The sequence below is a fragment of the Oceanisphaera litoralis genome (assembly GCF_016907015.1).
Taxonomy (GTDB): domain Bacteria; phylum Pseudomonadota; class Gammaproteobacteria; order Enterobacterales; family Aeromonadaceae; genus Oceanimonas; species Oceanimonas litoralis.
Map to the genome: position 1 here is coordinate 1 of NZ_JAFBBE010000006.1, position 16,559 is coordinate 16,559.

Annotated in this window: 15 protein-coding genes; 13 read left to right on the forward strand and 2 right to left on the reverse strand. The window is 60.5% G+C overall.

Annotation, left to right across the window (positions count from 1 at the left end):
• Positions 1–103: 103 nt before the first annotated feature.
• Entirely contained in the window at positions 104–1,273 is a 1,170-nt protein-coding gene (locus HNR62_RS04800; protein ID WP_204794949.1) for an FAD-dependent monooxygenase, read from the reverse strand.
• A gap of 183 nt (positions 1,274–1,456) precedes the next feature.
• Here HNR62_RS04800 and miaB point away from each other — a divergent pair, with 183 nt between their 5' ends.
• The 5 genes from miaB (at position 1,457) to lnt (ending at position 7,011) form a co-directional block, all read left to right on the forward strand.
• Positions 1,457–2,887, forward strand: coding sequence for a tRNA (N6-isopentenyl adenosine(37)-C2)-methylthiotransferase MiaB (miaB, locus tag HNR62_RS04805; protein ID WP_204794950.1), 1,431 nt, complete (start codon positions 1,457–1,459; stop codon positions 2,885–2,887).
• Between the two features lie 190 nt (positions 2,888–3,077).
• Positions 3,078–4,109, forward strand: a complete 1,032-nt coding sequence (locus tag HNR62_RS04810; protein WP_204794951.1) for a PhoH family protein — start codon at positions 3,078–3,080, stop codon at positions 4,107–4,109.
• Complete coding sequence (ybeY, locus tag HNR62_RS04815) at positions 4,106–4,570, forward strand: rRNA maturation RNase YbeY (protein WP_239552606.1); 465 nt, start codon at positions 4,106–4,108, stop codon at positions 4,568–4,570. Before HNR62_RS04810 ends, ybeY begins: the two co-directional genes overlap by 4 nt.
• A gap of 9 nt (positions 4,571–4,579) precedes the next feature.
• Positions 4,580–5,461 (forward strand): CNNM family magnesium/cobalt transport protein CorC, encoded by an 882-nt coding sequence (gene corC / locus HNR62_RS04820; protein WP_204794952.1) that lies wholly within the window; start codon positions 4,580–4,582, stop codon positions 5,459–5,461.
• Between the two features lie 2 nt (positions 5,462–5,463).
• On the forward strand, positions 5,464–7,011 hold the full coding sequence (gene lnt, locus HNR62_RS04825) for an apolipoprotein N-acyltransferase (protein WP_204794953.1): 1,548 nt from the start codon (positions 5,464–5,466) through the stop codon (positions 7,009–7,011).
• A 104-nt stretch (positions 7,012–7,115) separates the two neighbouring features.
• Here the strand turns inward: lnt and HNR62_RS04830 are convergent, their stop codons facing one another.
• Positions 7,116–7,601, reverse strand: a complete 486-nt coding sequence (locus HNR62_RS04830) for a zinc ribbon-containing protein (protein WP_204794954.1) — start codon at positions 7,599–7,601, stop codon at positions 7,116–7,118.
• A gap of 121 nt (positions 7,602–7,722) precedes the next feature.
• Here HNR62_RS04830 and leuS point away from each other — a divergent pair, with 121 nt between their 5' ends.
• From leuS to rodA, 8 genes are all read left to right on the forward strand, one after another.
• The gene (leuS, locus tag HNR62_RS04835) at positions 7,723–10,302 is read left to right on the forward strand and encodes a leucine--tRNA ligase (RefSeq protein WP_204794955.1); all 2,580 of its coding nucleotides are present in this window, start codon (positions 7,723–7,725) and stop codon (positions 10,300–10,302) included.
• 238 nt (positions 10,303–10,540) lie between these two features.
• Entirely contained in the window at positions 10,541–11,026 is a 486-nt protein-coding gene (locus HNR62_RS04840; protein WP_204794956.1) for an LPS-assembly lipoprotein LptE, read from the forward strand.
• A complete protein-coding gene (holA, locus tag HNR62_RS04845; protein ID WP_204794957.1) occupies positions 11,026–12,066 on the forward strand; it encodes a DNA polymerase III subunit delta in 1,041 nt (346 codons plus the stop codon). Before HNR62_RS04840 ends, holA begins: the two co-directional genes overlap by 1 nt.
• Positions 12,067–12,717: a nicotinate-nucleotide adenylyltransferase gene (gene nadD / locus HNR62_RS04850; RefSeq protein WP_204795123.1), complete on the forward strand. Its 651-nt coding sequence runs from the start codon at positions 12,067–12,069 to the stop codon at positions 12,715–12,717.
• A gap of 34 nt (positions 12,718–12,751) precedes the next feature.
• Positions 12,752–13,093: a ribosome silencing factor gene (gene rsfS / locus HNR62_RS04855; protein WP_204794958.1), complete on the forward strand. Its 342-nt coding sequence runs from the start codon at positions 12,752–12,754 to the stop codon at positions 13,091–13,093.
• Positions 13,093–13,563, forward strand: coding sequence for a 23S rRNA (pseudouridine(1915)-N(3))-methyltransferase RlmH (gene rlmH / locus HNR62_RS04860; RefSeq protein ID WP_204794959.1), 471 nt, complete (start codon positions 13,093–13,095; stop codon positions 13,561–13,563). The genes rsfS and rlmH overlap by 1 nt, the downstream gene beginning before the upstream one ends.
• Before the next feature lie 2 nt (positions 13,564–13,565).
• Entirely contained in the window at positions 13,566–15,458 is a 1,893-nt protein-coding gene (gene mrdA / locus HNR62_RS04865; RefSeq protein ID WP_204794960.1) for a penicillin-binding protein 2, read from the forward strand.
• Complete coding sequence (gene rodA / locus HNR62_RS04870; protein ID WP_204794961.1) at positions 15,451–16,557, forward strand: rod shape-determining protein RodA; 1,107 nt, start codon at positions 15,451–15,453, stop codon at positions 16,555–16,557. Before mrdA ends, rodA begins: the two co-directional genes overlap by 8 nt.
• Positions 16,558–16,559: the final 2 nt, after the last annotated feature.

Genomic DNA, 16,559 nt, shown 5'->3' on the forward strand with positions numbered 1-16,559 from the left:
AGTGCACTGAAGTCGGTTTGTTGAAGGTTATCCATAGAATCAATCATCAAGATAGGATGAGAGTAATTAGATCACATTTTTACTTAGATTGGTATCACATGTCTTACAACCCCATGGCGTACTTCATTACCCGGGTTTTCAGCGGGCCGCTGTGCTCGGCCGCTTTCAGCCCCAGGTTACGCAGCAACTTGAGCGGAAACAGATCGTTGCTGAAGGTGTGATAACACAGGTCCATCGCCGACTGCATCAGCAGGTTGTCGGGCCGGCGTCGACGCTGATAACGCTGCAACCGCTCGGCGGCGGCAATATCGAGGCCTGCCTCCACGCCCTGATGAATCAGCTCGCCCAGTGCCGCCACATCCTTGAAGCCCAGATTGACTCCCTGCCCGGCCAGCGGGTTGATGGTATGGGCTGCATCCCCCAGCAAGACCACGGCCCCTTTCACATAGTCGTTGGCATGGCGGCGGCGCAGCGGGAAGTGTCCCTTGCTCAGCACGGTGAAATTGCCCAGTCGGGCCGGAAAATGAGCCGCTACCTGCCGGGCCAGCGCCTCGTTATCCAGTGCCGCCAGCTCGGTAATGCGCGCCTTTTGGTCATACCACACCAGAGAGCCCTGCCGCAGCCCCATCGGCAGAAAGGCCCGTGGGCCGCTGGGGAAAAACTGCTGCCAGGTGGTATCCGACTCCAGGCCATCACCTTCTATGCCGATCAGCATGCAATGCTGGGCATAATCCCAAGCCGTTACGCCAATGCCGGCCAGTTGGCGGGTACGAGACTCGGCACCGTCACAGGCCAGCACCAGCCTGGCCTGCAGCCGCTGCCCGCCCGCCAGACTCAGCTCGGCGCCGGACTCGTTCTGCGTCAGGCCTGTCAGCCCATTGGGGCAATCCAGTACCACATTGTGCCACCGGGCCAGCGCCTGCCACAGCCCGAGCTGTATGATGCGGTTTTCGACCATGTAGCCCAGATATTCGCAATCCAGCTCCTGCGCCTCGAAATGGGTACTGAACCCCTGCCACTCGCAGGCTTCCAGCCGCCGGTAAGGCCAGGCGCGCATGGCGACGACGGCTTCCCAGGCGCCCGCCTGTTGCAACAGGCGCACCGAGGTGGCACTGATGGCCGAGACCCGTAAATCCGGCGCCTGTTCGGGCGAAAAGGCCGCCGGTGCTTTGGCCTCGATGACGCGGATACTCAGGCCGGTCGGGGCCAGTAGGGCCGCGGCCAGGGCCCCGACCATGCCGCCGCCGATAATGGCAATATCACAATGTTCCATATGCTGACCTCGTGCTAACCTCGCGATTTTTCGACTATTCTACCGCAAAAAGTGCGCTAACCCGGAGGGAATCTGCCCTTTCTGTCACCGGGCTGCGGCTGGATATTATCTGGTCACTGCCGGCAGAAAAGAGTAGAATCCCCGGTCCTGAAACATGTCCCTTGCCGTAATCCAAAGAGAGCCATGAGCAAAAAACTTCATATCAAAACCTGGGGCTGTCAGATGAACGAATACGATTCATCCAAGATGGCCGATCTGTTGGACGCCACGCACGGCTACCAGCTCACCGACGATGCCGAGCAGGCCGATGTGCTGCTGCTCAACACCTGCTCCATCCGCGAGAAGGCGCAGGAGAAGGTGTTCCATCAGCTGGGCCGCTGGCGTCCGCTGAAGGTCGCCAACCCCAAGCTGGTGATCGGTGTTGGCGGCTGTGTCGCCTCCCAGGAAGGTGACGCCATTCGCGCCCGGGCTCCCTTTGTCGATATCGTGTTTGGCCCCCAGACCCTGCACCGTCTGCCGGCCATGATCAAGTCCGTGCTCGAAGGCAACGGCGCCCAGGTGGACGTGGCCTTTCCGGAAATCGAAAAGTTCGACAGCCTGCCCGAGCCCCGTGCCGATGGCGCCACCGCCTTCGTGTCCATCATGGAAGGCTGCTCCAAATACTGCTCCTTCTGCGTGGTGCCCTACACCCGAGGTGAAGAAGTCAGCCGCCCCCTGGACGACGTACTCTACGAGATCGCCCAGCTGGCCGATCAGGGGGTGCGCGAGGTCAACCTGCTGGGCCAGAACGTCAATGCCTACCGGGGCGAGACCTTCGATGGCGACATCTGCAGTTTCGCCGAGTTGCTGCGCCTGGTGGCGGCCATCGACGGCATCGACCGCGTGCGCTACACCACCAGTCATCCCATCGAGTTCACCGACGACATCATAGAGGTGTACAAGGACACGCCCGAGCTGGTCAGCTTCCTGCACCTGCCGGTACAGAGCGGCTCCGACCGTATTCTGACCCTGATGAAGCGGCCGCATACCGCACTGGAATACAAGTCCAAGATCCGCAAGCTGCGGCTGGCGCGGCCCGACATCACCATCAGCTCCGACTTCATCATCGGTTTCCCCGGAGAGGATGCGGACGACTTCGAAAAGACCATGAAGCTGATTGAAGATATCGGTTTCGACATGAGCTTCAGCTTTATCTTCAGTGCGCGCCCCGGTACCCCGGCCGCCGATCTGCCGGACGATGTGCCGCTGGACGAGAAAAAAGCGCGACTCTATCGCCTGCAGACGGTGATCAACAACCAGGCCCAGCTAATCAGCCGGCAGATGCTGGGCTCGACCCAGCGCATCCTGGTGGAAGGTCCTTCCAAGCTGGATCCCATGGAACTGCGCGGTCGTACTGAAAACAACCGGGTGGTCAACTTCTCCGGCCCCCATACCCTGATCGGCGGCTTTGCCGACGTGGAAATCACCGAAGTCATGCCTCACAGCCTGCGCGGCAGGTTTCTGCATGGCGAGAACGAAATGGGCCTGCGGGTACAGGTGTCGCCCAAGAGCATTCTGGCACGCCGCCCGGACGGCGTGGCCGACGACGTCGGTGTGGCCACCTTTACGCCTTGAATCAAGCTGTAAGCCTTAAGCTAGTAAGCTATAAGCTGTAAGCTATAAGCTGTAAGCTGTAAGCTGTAAGCTATAAGCTGTAAGCTGTAAGCCGGAAGTCACGGGGAAATCATTAACAAAGGGTGCCCGCACCCAGGAGTGATGATAACGTCAGCCTTGTGTTTCCGGCTCATCTATATACGGAGTTATTTTGACAGCAAAAGTCACCACCCTGGAACTTGAACTTCAGCCGGCCGATGGCCAGCGCCTGGCCAGCCTGTGTGGCCCCTTCGACGACAACATCAAACAGCTGGAACGCCGCCTGGGATTGGAAATCAACTACCACAACCAGCACTTCAAGCTGGTAGGGCCGGCCAGTCTGGTCAAGGTCGGCGGTGAGCTGCTTACTCAACTTTATGTCGACACCCAATCGGTAAAGGGCCAGTCGGTACCCGATATCACCCCCGAGCAGGTGCACCTGGCCATAAAGCAAAGCCGGGTACTGGAGCAGGGCGAAGAGTCCGGCGAGGGGTATCAGTACGGCAAGGAAGTGGTGATCAAGACCAAGCGCGGTCTGATCAAGCCCCGTACCCCCAACCAGGCCCATTACGTGGCCCATATTCTCAGCCACGACATCACCTTCGGCATAGGCCCGGCCGGTACCGGCAAAACCTATCTGGCGGTGGCGGCGGCGGTCGATGCGCTGGAGCGTCAGGAAGTGCGTCGTATTCTGCTGACCCGTCCGGCGGTGGAAGCCGGCGAAAAGCTCGGCTTTCTGCCCGGCGATCTGAGCCAGAAGGTCGACCCCTATCTGCGCCCGCTGTACGATGCCCTGTTCGAGATGCTGGGTTTCGAGCGGGTCGAAAAACTGATCGAACGCAATGTGATCGAAGTGGCGCCCTTGGCCTATATGCGCGGCCGTACCCTGAACGACGCCTTTATCATTCTGGATGAAAGCCAGAACACCACAGTCGAGCAGATGAAGATGTTCCTGACCCGCATCGGCTTCAACTCCCGGGCGGTGATCACCGGCGACATCACCCAGATCGATCTGCCACGCAATGCCAAGTCCGGCCTGCGCCATGCCATCGAAGTGCTGAGTGGCGTCGAAGGGCTGTCGTTCGACTTTTTCCGCGCCGAAGACGTGGTGCGCCACCCGGTAGTGGCCCGCATCGTACGTGCCTATGAAGCCTTCGAAGATCAGCACAAGCGTGAACAGCATCCGAACGAGAAAGCATCATGACCCTGTATCTGGACTTGCAAATTGCCTGTGATGAAGCGCCGGGGCTGCCGAACGAGCAGCAACTGGAAAGCTGGCTCACCGCCGCACTGGCAGACGAACGGGAAGAAACCGAAATCACGGTGCGGCTGGTCGACGAGGCCGAGAGCCGCGAGCTTAACCGGGACTACCGCGGCAAGGACAAGTCCACCAATGTACTATCCTTTCCGTTCGAGGCCCCTCCAGGCATCGAACTGCCGCTGCTGGGCGATCTGGTGATCTGCCGCCAGGTGGTAGAACGAGAGGCGGCCGAGCAGCACAAGCCGCTGCAGGCCCACTGGGCACACCTGGTGATACACGGCTGCTTGCATTTGCTTGGCTTCGACCATATTAAGGATGATGAAGCCGAAATCATGGAAGCCAGAGAAATTGCCATTCTGGCAGAACTCGGTATTGCCAACCCCTACCAAGACGATGAAGGTTAAACAAGGTCAATGAGCGACGACAATTCGAACTCAGAAAACGGTTCGTCCACCAAGAAAAACTGGTTTGAGAAGCTGGGCCAGCTGTTTCAGGGCGAACCGAAGAATCGTGAAGAACTGGTGGAAGTGATCATGGAGGCGACTCAGCGCGAGCTGATCGACCAGGATACCAAAGACATGATCGAAGGGGTGCTCGAGGTCAGCGAGCTGCGCGTGCGGGACATCATGATCCCCCGCTCGCAGATGGTGACGGTAGAAAAGTCCCAGCCCGTTTCTTCCTTTTTGCCGATGATCATCGAGTCTACTCACTCCCGTTTTCCGGTGGTCAATGAAGACAAGGACCACATAGAGGGCATACTGCTGGCCAAGGATCTGCTGCAGTACGGCTTTGCCCTCACCGACGAAGCGTTTTCCATCGACAAGGTACTGCGCCCCGCCGTGGTCGTACCCGAAAGCAAGCGGCTCGACAAGCTGCTCAAGGAATTTCGCCAGCAACGCTACCACATGGCCATAGTGGTGGACGAGTTCGGCGGTGTGTCCGGCCTGGTGACCATAGAAGATATTCTGGAGCTGATCGTCGGCGATATCGAAGACGAATACGATGCGGAAGAAAGTGCCGAAATTCGTCAGATCACGTCGCGGGTCTATGCGGTGGCGGCGCTGACCGATATCGAAGACTTCAACGACTTCTTCCATACCGACTTCAGCGATGAAGAGGCCGACACCGTCGGTGGCCTGGTGATGCACGCCTTCGGTCATCTGCCCGCCAAGGGCGAGCAGCTCGAGCTCAACGGCTTCGTGTTCAAGGTGGCTCACGCCGACCGTCGACGTTTGCTGCAGTTACAGGTTAAGATACCGAACACTCAGGAAACCTCCTCTTCGGAAGCCATATAACAGTGCGCCATTATCTACCTGTGCTCGGGGCCCTGCTTAGCGGGGCCCTCGGCGTTTTAGCCTTCAGCCCCTTCGACTACTGGCCACTGGCGCTGGTGTCGCTGTTCGGCCTTTATGCCGTTACCCAGCACCTGGGTCCCGTGACCGCCGCCAAACGCGGCTTTATCTGGGCCATGGGTCTGTATCTGCCCGGTCTGTGGTGGATCCACCACAGCATGACCATCTTCGGCGGCATTCCCCTGGCCGTCGCCTTTGTGCTGGTGGCGCTGCTGGCCGCCTACCTCAGCCTCTATACCGCCGCCGCCGTCTGGCTGGCACAACGGCTGGTGCCCTCTCCCCGCTGGCGCGCTCTGCTGGTACTGCCGGCCTTGCTGGTGCTGGCCGACTGGCTGCGCGGCTGGGTGCTGACCGGCTTTCCCTGGTTATGGTTCGGTTACAGCCAGCTGGAAGGTCCTCTCGCCGGCCTCGCCCCCGTGCTGGGGGTCCAGGGCATCAGCTGGCTGCTGAGCTTTTCGGCGGCGGCCTTGTGGTTGCTGTTGCACCGCCGCTCCTGGTGGCCGGGGCTGACCGCCTTGCTGTTATGGGGCCTCGCCTTCGGTGCCGGCTTTATGCAATGGGTGACCCCTACCCAGAGCAGCCGTTTCGCCCTGGTACAGGGCAATATAGAGCAGTCGCTGAAGTGGATTCCGGGGCAACTGGAGCTGAGCCTGGAGCGCTATATCGGACTGACCCTGCCCGAGCGGGATGCGGATGTGGTAATCTGGCCCGAATCGGCGCTGCCGGCGGCGGAACAACACCTGGCTCCCTGGCTTGCGCAGGTGGATCAGCTGATGCGGGAGCGCGGTCAGAGCCTGATCACCGGCACCGTGTCCCGCCACGATGACGAATCGGTTTATAACGCCGTCATCTCTCTGGGGCACAATGCCGTCCCCTACCGGCCCGGGCACAGCAACCGCTATTACAAACAGCAGCTGGTGCCGATAGGCGAGTTTGTGCCCTTCGGCAGCCTGCTGCGACCACTGGCGCCCTTCTTCGACCTGCCGATGTCGTCCTTCTCTCGTGGCGAGGCCGGCCAGCCGGACCTCAACGCCGGTGGTCTTCATCTCAGCGTGGCCATCTGCTACGAAGTGGCCTTTCCCGGGCTGGTGCGGGATAACATGAAGCCCGATACCGATTATCTGCTGACCCTGTCCAACGACACCTGGTTCGGTCAGTCCATCGGCCCCTGGCAGCATCAGCAGATTGCCCGCATGCGTGCCCTGGAGCTGGGCCGGCCGCTGATCCGCGCCACCAATAACGGCGTGACCCTGGTGACCGATGAAAAGGGCCACATCACCGCCAGCCTGCCCCAGTTCGAAGCCGGCGTGCTGCGCACCGAGGTCACCGGCATGACCGGGCTCACTCCCTATGCCCGCTTCGGCAGCACCCCCTTGGTGGTCTGGCTGTTGCTCAGCGCGACCCTGGCGGCAACCCTGAGCCGGCGGCAATACCGCTGGCGCCAGCAAAAGCAGGCCGCGAAGGAAAGCCTGAGGCAGAAAGCAAGAAGCTGAAGGAAGTGAAGGGGTGAGGAGAAAAGAGTGAGGCGAAAGGCAAACCATCGTCTTCCCTCTCACCCCTCACCCCTCACCCCTCACCCCTCACCCCTCACAGAATATCAAGGCTCCAGTGGCCGGCGGATAAAAGTGTCGTGGTTGCATTCCAGGCAGGTGGTCAGCACCTCGGGATGGGTCACTTCGTGGGAATGGGCGCACAGGGTACAGTCATACAGGCCCGGTCCCACCACTTCTCCGGCCCTGTATTCGCCGTGATGCTCCAGCTCGGAGGCCAGCTCCTGCCATTCGAGCTGACTCTTGTCGGTCACGTCCGCCAACCAGCCCCACACGGTTTCCTTGATCCGGCGATAGAAGAGGCTGTCGCGAAACTCGTCACCGCTGTCTTCCATTTCCGCCAGATCCCGCTTCACGTACTGGGCGATCAGGGCCAGCTCGTCCTTGGTCAGATCGCCGACCGCTTCCATGTAGGCCTGGGTGGTTTCCACCATTTCCCTGATGCTGGTGTCTTCGGTTTGCTGCCAGCGGCGATGCAATTCCTCGACGAAGGCGTCGTAGCCTTTTTTATGTTTTTGTTCTTTATTGTCCATGTTACCCCCTTGGATACCGAGCCCTGGCGGTGCGGCTATTGTTGCCCTCCCCCCCCTGGGGTATTCTATGGCGATTTATCGCCGTGGTTTATCACCCATTTCACAGATCCGGATGTCACTAATGCAAGAGCAATACATTCCCCAGAACATCGAGCCCGAAGTGCAACGCTTGTGGGCCGAGCAGCAGACCTTCAAGGCCACCGAACAGCCGGGCAAAGACAAGTTCTATTGCCTATCCATGTTTCCCTATCCTTCCGGCCGACTGCACATGGGGCATGTACGTAACTACACCATAGGTGACGTTATCTCCCGCTACCAACGGCTGCAGGGTAAAAACGTGCTGCAGCCCATCGGCTGGGATGCCTTCGGCCTGCCCGCCGAAAATGCCGCCATCAACAACAAGACGGCACCGGCACCCTGGACCTATGAAAACATCGATTACATGAAGAACCAGCTCAAGCGGCTGGGCTTCGGTTACGACTGGGATCGGGAGCTGGCCACCTGTACGCCCGAGTATTATCGCTGGGAGCAGTGGTTCTTCACCAAGCTGTATGAAAAAGGCCTGGTCTACAAGAAGACCTCCTCCGTCAACTGGTGCCCCAACGATGAAACCGTGCTTGCCAACGAGCAGGTCAACGACGGCTGCTGCTGGCGGTGCGACACCCCGGTGGAGCAGAAGGAAATTCCCCAGTGGTTCATCAAGATCACCGAATATGCGGACGAGCTGCTCAAAGACATCGATAACCTGGATGAGTGGCCCGAGCAGGTCAAGACCATGCAGCGCAACTGGATAGGCCGCAGCGAGGGCGTTACCCTGAGCTTTACGGTCGCCGATCAGGACCAGTCCTTCGAGGTCTATACCACCCGCCCCGACACCCTGTTTGGCGTGACCTATGTCGGCATTGCCGCCGGTCATGCGCTGGCCACCCAGGCTGCAGAGAACAATCCGGCCCTGGCCGCCTTCATCGAAGAATGCAAGCACCACAAGGTGGCCGAGGCCGAAATGGCCACCATGGAGAAGAAGGGCATGGCCACCGGTTTGTACGCGGTACACCCGCTGACCGGCAAGCAGATACCGATCTGGGTTGCCAACTTCGTGCTGATGGATTACGGCTCCGGTGCCGTGATGGCGGTGCCCGCCCACGATCAGCGTGACTACGAGTTCGCCACCCAGTACTGCCTGGACATCATGCCGGTGATCAAACCCGCCGACGGCGGCGAGCCGGATGTCTCCGAGGCCGCCTACACCGAGAAAGGCGTGCTGTTCAACTCCGGCGACTTCGACGGCCTCGACTTCGATGAGGCCTTCAATGCCATCGCCACCACCCTGGAACAAAAGGGGTTGGGCCGCAAGACCGTCAATTTCCGCCTGCGGGACTGGGGCGTGAGCCGCCAGCGTTACTGGGGCGCGCCCATTCCCATGCTGAACCTGGAAGACGGCTCGGTGGTCGGGGTACCGGAAACAGACTTGCCGGTGCTGCTGCCGGAAGACGTGGTGATGGACGGTATTCAGAGCCCGATCAAGGCGGATCCCGAGTGGGCCAAGGCCAGCTATCACGGCCAGCCGGCACGACGCGAGACCGACACCTTCGACACCTTCATGGAGTCGTCCTGGTATTATGCCCGCTACTGCAGCCCGGATTACGATCAGGGCATGCTGGATGTGGAAAAGGCCAACTACTGGCTGCCGGTGGATCAGTACATTGGCGGCATCGAGCACGCCTGCATGCACCTGCTGTATGCCCGCTTCTTCCACAAGCTGCTGCGCGACACCGGACTGGTTGAATCCGACGAGCCGTTCAAGCGGCTGCTGTGTCAGGGCATGGTGCTGGCCGACGCCTTCTACCATACCGATGAAAAAGGTGCCCGTACCTGGGTCAGCCCGCTGGATGTCACCATGGAGCGGGACGAAAAGGGCCGGGTCAAGCGCGCCCTGGATAAAGACGGTCGCGAGCTGGTACACACCGGCATGACCAAGATGTCAAAGTCCAAGAACAACGGCATCGATCCGCAGGTGATGGTCGACAAGTACGGCGCCGACACCGTGCGCCTGTTCATGATGTTCGCCTCCCCCGCCGACATGACCCTGGAATGGTCCGACTCCGGCGTCGAGGGGGCACTGCGCTTCCTCAAGCGGCTGTGGAAACTGGTGTTCGAACATCAGTCTCTGGGGACCACCGAGGCGCTGGATGTGGCCGGCCTGAGCAACGAGCAGAAGGCCCTGCGCCGGGATGTGCACAAGACCATCGCCAAGGTGAGCGACGACGTGGGCCGCCGCCAGACCTTCAACACCGCCATCGCCGCCATCATGGAGCTGATGAACAAGCTGACCAGGGTCGACACCGCCGACGCCCAGAACCGCGCCCTGCTGCAGGAAGCGCTGGAAGCAGTCACCATCATGCTGCACCCGATAGTGCCGCACACCTGTTTCGAACTGTGGCAGGCCCTGGGCCAGACCGATATCGATCACGCCAGCTGGCCGGAGATCGATGCCGATGCCCTGGTGGAAGACGAGAAGCTGGTGGTGGTGCAGGTCAACGGCAAGGTGCGCGGCAAGATCACCGTGGCCGCCGATGCCAGCCGGGAGGCGGTAGAAGCCGCTGGCCAGGCCGACGACAACGTGGCCCGCCACCTGGACGGCAAGACGGTACGCAAGGTGATCTACGTCCCCGGCAAACTGCTGAACATAGTCGCCAATTAACACAAAACCCCACCCCAACCCTCCCCTTGCGTTGAACATCAGCGTTATCCTGCTGATACAGCATTAAAGGGGAGGGAGCAAAACAAACGCCGCCTTTCAAAATCGGCGCTATTCTGCCCCTCCCCCTAGACTGCGGGGATACAGGCATAGCCTAGGCGTATTGCCAGGGGGAGGCTGGGTGGGGGTGTTGTACTTTTTGTTTAGCTTATAGCTTACAGCTGTTTTTAAAGGAGTTTTCATGCTCACTCGAATCAAGGCAGGGGTACTGATACTGCTGACGCTGCTGCTGGCCGGCTGCGGCTTTCAGCTCAGGGGCGGCGACAACCTGGCCCCCGAGCTGCGGCGGCTGACCCTGGTCGGCGACGACAAGACCCAGTTTTACCGGCTGGTCGCGGCCCGGCTGCAACGCGCCGGGGCGCAACTGGTCGAGCCCGATATGCTCACCCCTGTGCTGACCATATCGGCACTGGGCCAGGGCAACACCGTCGCCTCGGTCAACGCCCGGGCCGATGAGCTCGAATACGCCATGCGCTTCGGGACCCGCTTTACCCTGGACATGCCCGAGCAGCCGCGCCAGGTGTTCAACGTCACCTTCAACCGCAGCTTCCTCGATAAATCCGAGCAGGCGCTGGCCTCGAGCCGCGAACAGCAGCAACTGCGCGAGCAGATGGAATTCGAGGCCGCCACACAGATAATCCGCCAGCTCAATCGTCTGTCGTTCTGATGCGTCTCTACCCGGAACAGCTGCCGCAACATCTGCAGGCCGGGCTGGCACCCTGCTATTTCATTTATGGTGACGAACCGCTGCTGAAACAGGAAGCGCTGGACACCCTGCGCCAGGCCGCCCGCGCTCGGGGCTTCGACGAGCGTCACCGCTTCGATGCCGACGAAGGCCTGGACTGGGACGGTATTTTCGATGCCAGCCAGTCGATGAGCCTGTTCAGCCAGCGGCAGATCATCGAGCTGCACCTGCCGGACAAGCTCGACAAGACCAGCTCGGATCGGTTGCGCGAACTGCTCAAACAATGTCACCCGGATTTATTGCTGCTCATTACCGGCCCCCGGCTCAATCAGCAACAGCAGAAAAGCGCCTGGTTCAAGGCGTTGACGGCGGCGGGTCCCCAGATACCGGTCGTCACCCCGGATGCCCGGCATTTTCCCCGCTGGCTGACACACAGGTTGCACCAGCATGGACTGAGTGCCGAACCCGAGGCTCTGCACTGGCTGGCCTATGCCTTCGAGGGCAACCTGCTGGCGGTGGCGGGCGAGATCGAAAAGCTGGCCCTGCAGCAACTGCCGCAACCACTGACACTGGCACTGTTGCAGCAACAGGTGCAGCCCCATCATCAGTTCAATCCCTTCCAGTTGTTCGACCCCCTGCTGCAGGGCAAGGTCAAGCGGGCCTGCCGCATCCTGCTGCAACTGCGCCAGGAAGGGGTGGAAGCCGGTATGCTGTGCCACCTGCTGGCCCGGGAACTGAGTACCCTGCAGCAACTGCAGCAGGGGCTGCAGGGCGGTCAGTCGTTTCATCAACTGGCCGGTGCCCTGCATGTCTGGTCCAGCCGACAGCCGCTGATGCAGGCGGCCCTTGGCCGGTTGCCAATGCCCAAGCTGCAGCAGCTGCAGGCCATGCTTGCGGCCGCCGACCGGGCCGTCGCCGCCTTCGATGACGACGAGGCCTGGCGCTGGCTCTACAGCCTCTGCGTCGGCTTTCTCGATGCACAACCGCTGACCATCAGTCCGACCTCACCCTTCACGGAATAAATAATGAAAAAAGCCATCGGCCTGCTGGGCGGCACCTTCGATCCCATTCATGTCGGCCATCTGCGCCCCGCCATTCAGGTGCTGGAACGGCTGGAGCTGGCCGAGGTACGGCTGCTGCCCAACTATATTCCGCCCCACAGGGCCACGCCCGACAGTGCGCCGGAACACCGGCTGGCCATGGTGCAACTGGCGGCGGCACAAACCCCGGGGCTGACCGTCGACGACCGGGAACTGAGGCGCGATCGCCCTTCCTGGACCATCGAGACCCTGATGGAACTGCGCCAGGAACATCCCCATACTCCCCTCTGTTTTCTGATGGGCATGGACTCCCTGTGCACCCTGGATCGCTGGCATCGCTGGCAGGAACTGCTCGTGCACGCTCACCTGGTGGTCAGTCACAGACCCGGCTGGATGCCCGACTTCAACCCGACCATCGACGCCCTGTATCGGGCCCACGGCACCCGGGACAGCGAGCAATTGCATCGCCGCCTGGCCGGCTGTATTTACCTGATCGATAACCCGCCACTCGATATTTCCTCCACCCGGATACGTGAATGCATCCGGGCCGGGAACAATCCCCAATATTTGTTGCCTGACCCGGTCGCGGACTATATTCGAGATAAGGGACTCTACTTGGGGCCCGTGTTATAATCCGTCGTCATATTGAATTGAGGAGAATTCCCCCTTGCAAGGTCAAGAACTGCAAACCTTTATCGTCGACAAGCTCGACGATCTCAAAGCCCGCGATATCCAGGTCCTGGATGTCAGCGGCAAGTCCACCATCACCGACTGCATGATCATCTGCTCCGGTAATTCCAGCCGCCATGTCAACTCCATCGCCGAGCACCTGGCCACCGAAGCCAAACACGCCGGCCTGCACCTGATGTGTGTCGACGGCCTGGACGCCGGCGAATGGGTACTGGTCGACCTGGGCGACGCCATAGTGCACGTAATGCAGGAAGAAACCCGCGACTTTTACCAGCTCGAAAAACTCTGGGGTGGCAATAGCGTCGGAGCCGTGGCCTGATGAAACTGCAACTGGTGGCGGTCGGTACCAAGATGCCGTCCTGGATAACCGCCGGTTTTCAGGAATATCAGCGGCGTTTCCCTCGGGATCTGCCGCTGGAGCAGGTCGAGATCCCGGCCGGAAAACGCGGCAAGAATGCCGATATCGAGCGTATCCTGCACAAGGAAGGCGAACAGATGCTGGCCGCCGTGTCCAAATCGGCGCGCATCGTCACCCTCGATATTCCGGGCCGGCCCTGGACCACGGCACAGCTGGCCGGCGAACTCACCCGCTGGCAGCTCGATGGCAGGGATGTCGCCATCCTGATCGGCGGTCCCGAAGGGCTGTCGCCCGCCTGCAAGGCCGCCGCCGAACAATCCTGGTCTTTATCGCCGCTGACGCTGCCACATCCGCTGGTGCGGGTGGTGGCGGCAGAAAGCCTGTATCGCGCCTGGAGCATCAATAACAACCACCCCTATCACCGAGAGTAATAATGGCAAAAGGCCGGGTAAAGATGCGCGATCATGGCGCCGAATCATCCCTGTACTGGCGCCGGGCTGTGATTGCGTTTATGGGCATAGTGCTGCTGATGGGGGTGCTGCTTGCCAACCTTTACCATCTGCAGATCAACGAACACCAGAGTTATCAGACCCGTTCCAACGATAACCGCATCAAGATTGTGCCCATAGCACCGACCCGGGGCCTGATCTACGATCGCAACGGCGTCCTGCTGGCGGAAAACCGCCCCATCTACAGCCTGGAAATCACCCCCGAACAATCCCCCGATCTGGACGCCACCGTCGACGAGCTGACAGATCTGCTCGGCCTTGATCCCGAAGTCAAAAAACGCTTTCTGGCCGAGGTTCGTCGCCAACGCCGTTTCAATCCGGTGGTGCTGGTCAATCGCCTGAGCGAAGAGCAGGTGGCCCTGTTCAGCATCAATCAGCATAAATATCCGGGCGCCACCATAGAGGCCTATCTCAAGCGCTTTTATCCCTACCGGGATACCTTCACCCATGTGATAGGCTATGTGGCTCGCATCAACGACAAGGACGTCACGCGCCTGCGGGAAGACAACAAGCTGGCCAACTACGCCGCCACCCGGGATATCGGCAAGCTGGGCGTAGAGCGTTACTACGAGGACCTGCTCCACGGTCAGGCCGGTTATCAGGAAGTCGAGGTCAACAACCGCGGCCGGGTGATCCGCACCCTCACCTATCAGCCGCCGACACCGGGCAGCGATATCTATCTCAACGTGGATGTGGCACTGCAGGTAAAGGCGCAGAAACTGATGGCCGATCGCCGCGGTGCCGCCGTCATCATGACCCCGAAAGACGGCAAGATACTGGCGCTGATCTCCAGCCCCAGCTACGACCCCAATCTGTTCGTGCACGGCATCAGCAGCCCCGAGTACCGGGAACTACTGAACAACCCGGACCGCCCGCTGATCAACAGAGCCACTCAGGGCATCTACGCCCCCGCCTCCACCGTCAAGCCGATGCTGGCGGTCATGGGGCTGAACGAAGGCGCCATCACCCCCAGCACCCGTTACTTCGGTGGGCCCTATTTCCAGATCCCCAATACCAAGCGCAAATTCCGCGACTGGCGCCGCTGGGGCCACGGCTGGATGGATGTATACCGGGCCATCGAAATTTCGGCCGATACCTTTTTCTATGATCTGGCCTATCGGGTCGGCATAGACAACCTCCATGACTATATGACCCGCTTCGGCTTCGGCCAGTATTCCGGGATCGATCTGCACGAAGAAACCAGCGGTACCATGCCTTCCCGCGACTGGAAGCAGGCCCGCCACAAGCAGCCCTGGTATCAGGGGGACACCATCTCGGTGGGCATAGGTCAGGGCTACTGGACCGCCACCCCGTTGCAACTGGCCCGGGCCATCGCCATCATGGTGGACCACGGAGAAACCGTTCACCCCCGGCTGCTGCACGGCATCAAGGGGCCAGAGGGCATGATCTCGATGCCGGTCAGCAAGAGTGAGCCTATTCAACTGAAGCAGGACAGCTTCTGGGACGTGGGCCTGGCCGGCATGTATCGGGTGATCAACGGCAGAGAGGGCACAGCCCGGCGGGCCTTTGCCGATACTCCCTACAAGGCGGGCGGAAAATCCGGCACCGCTCAGGTATTCAGCCTGGCCGAAAACCAGCAGTACGACCATGCCAGCACCAGGGAGCATCTGCGCGACAATGCCCTTTTTGTGGCCTTGGCTCCCTTTGAAAAACCGGAAGTCGTGGTGTCGGTGGTACTGGAAAACGCCGGTGGCGGCAGCTCGCACGCCGCCCCCGTGGCCCGGGCCCTGCTCGATCTCTACATGATCCCCGAGCCGTTGCAGAACACCGAAGGCGAGGAACAGCACAATGAATAAACATCGGCGCCGTCGCGCCTTGTGGGAAATTCTGCATCTGGACTGGCCCCTGCTGCTGGGGCTGCTGACATTGCTCGGTGCCAGCCTCGCCATTCTTTATTCGGCCTCCGGTGAAAGCATGGACTCACTCACTCGTCAGGGCATTCGCATCGGCTTGTCGCTGGTGGTGATGATGGTACTGGCGCAGTTACCTCCCGGCTTCTATGCCCGCTGGGCGCCGCCGTTGTTCATGCTGGGGCTGATAATGCTGGTGCTGGTACTGCTGGTGGGGGACATCGGCAAGGGCGCCCAGCGCTGGCTGGAGTTGGGGTCCTTCCGCTTCCAGCCCTCGGAAATCATGAAACTGGTGATGCCGATGACCATCGCCGCCTATATCAGCCGCTACCCGCTGCCGCCCAGCCTGTTGCATGTCTTTCTGGCACTGGGACTGGTGCTGATCCCCACCCTGCTGATTGCCAAACAGCCGGATCTGGGCACCTCCCTGCTGGTGGCGGCCTCCGGCTTTTTCGTCATCTTTCTCGCCGGCATGTCCTGGCGACTGATCCTGGCCGCCGTGGCCGCCATCGCCGCCTTTCTGCCGGCCCTGTGGTTTTTTCTGATGCACGACTATCAGAAACGACGGGTTCTGACTCTGCTGCATCCGGAAAGTGATCCCCTGGGGGCCGGTTATCATATCATCCAGTCCAAGATCGCCATCGGCTCGGGCGGACTCTGGGGCAAGGGCTGGCTGCAGGGTACCCAGTCACAGCTGGAATTTCTGCCCGAACGCCATACCGACTTTATTTTTGCGGTGTTGAGCGAAGAATTCGGTCTCGTTGGTGTCTGCCTGCTGATGCTGCTCTATCTGTTCATCATCTGGCGTGGCCTTTATATCTCAATGCAGGCTCAGGGTGCCTTTCCCCGCCTGCTCGGCGGTGCCCTGACCCTGACCTTTTTCGTGTACGTGTTCGTCAACATCGGCATGGTCAGTGGCCTGCTGCCGGTGGTGGGAGTACCCTTGCCCCTGATCAGTTACGGCGGTACCTCCATGGTGACACTGATGGCCGGATTTGGCATCCTGATGTCCGTGCATACCCATAAGCGCCTGTTGGCCAAATAAAA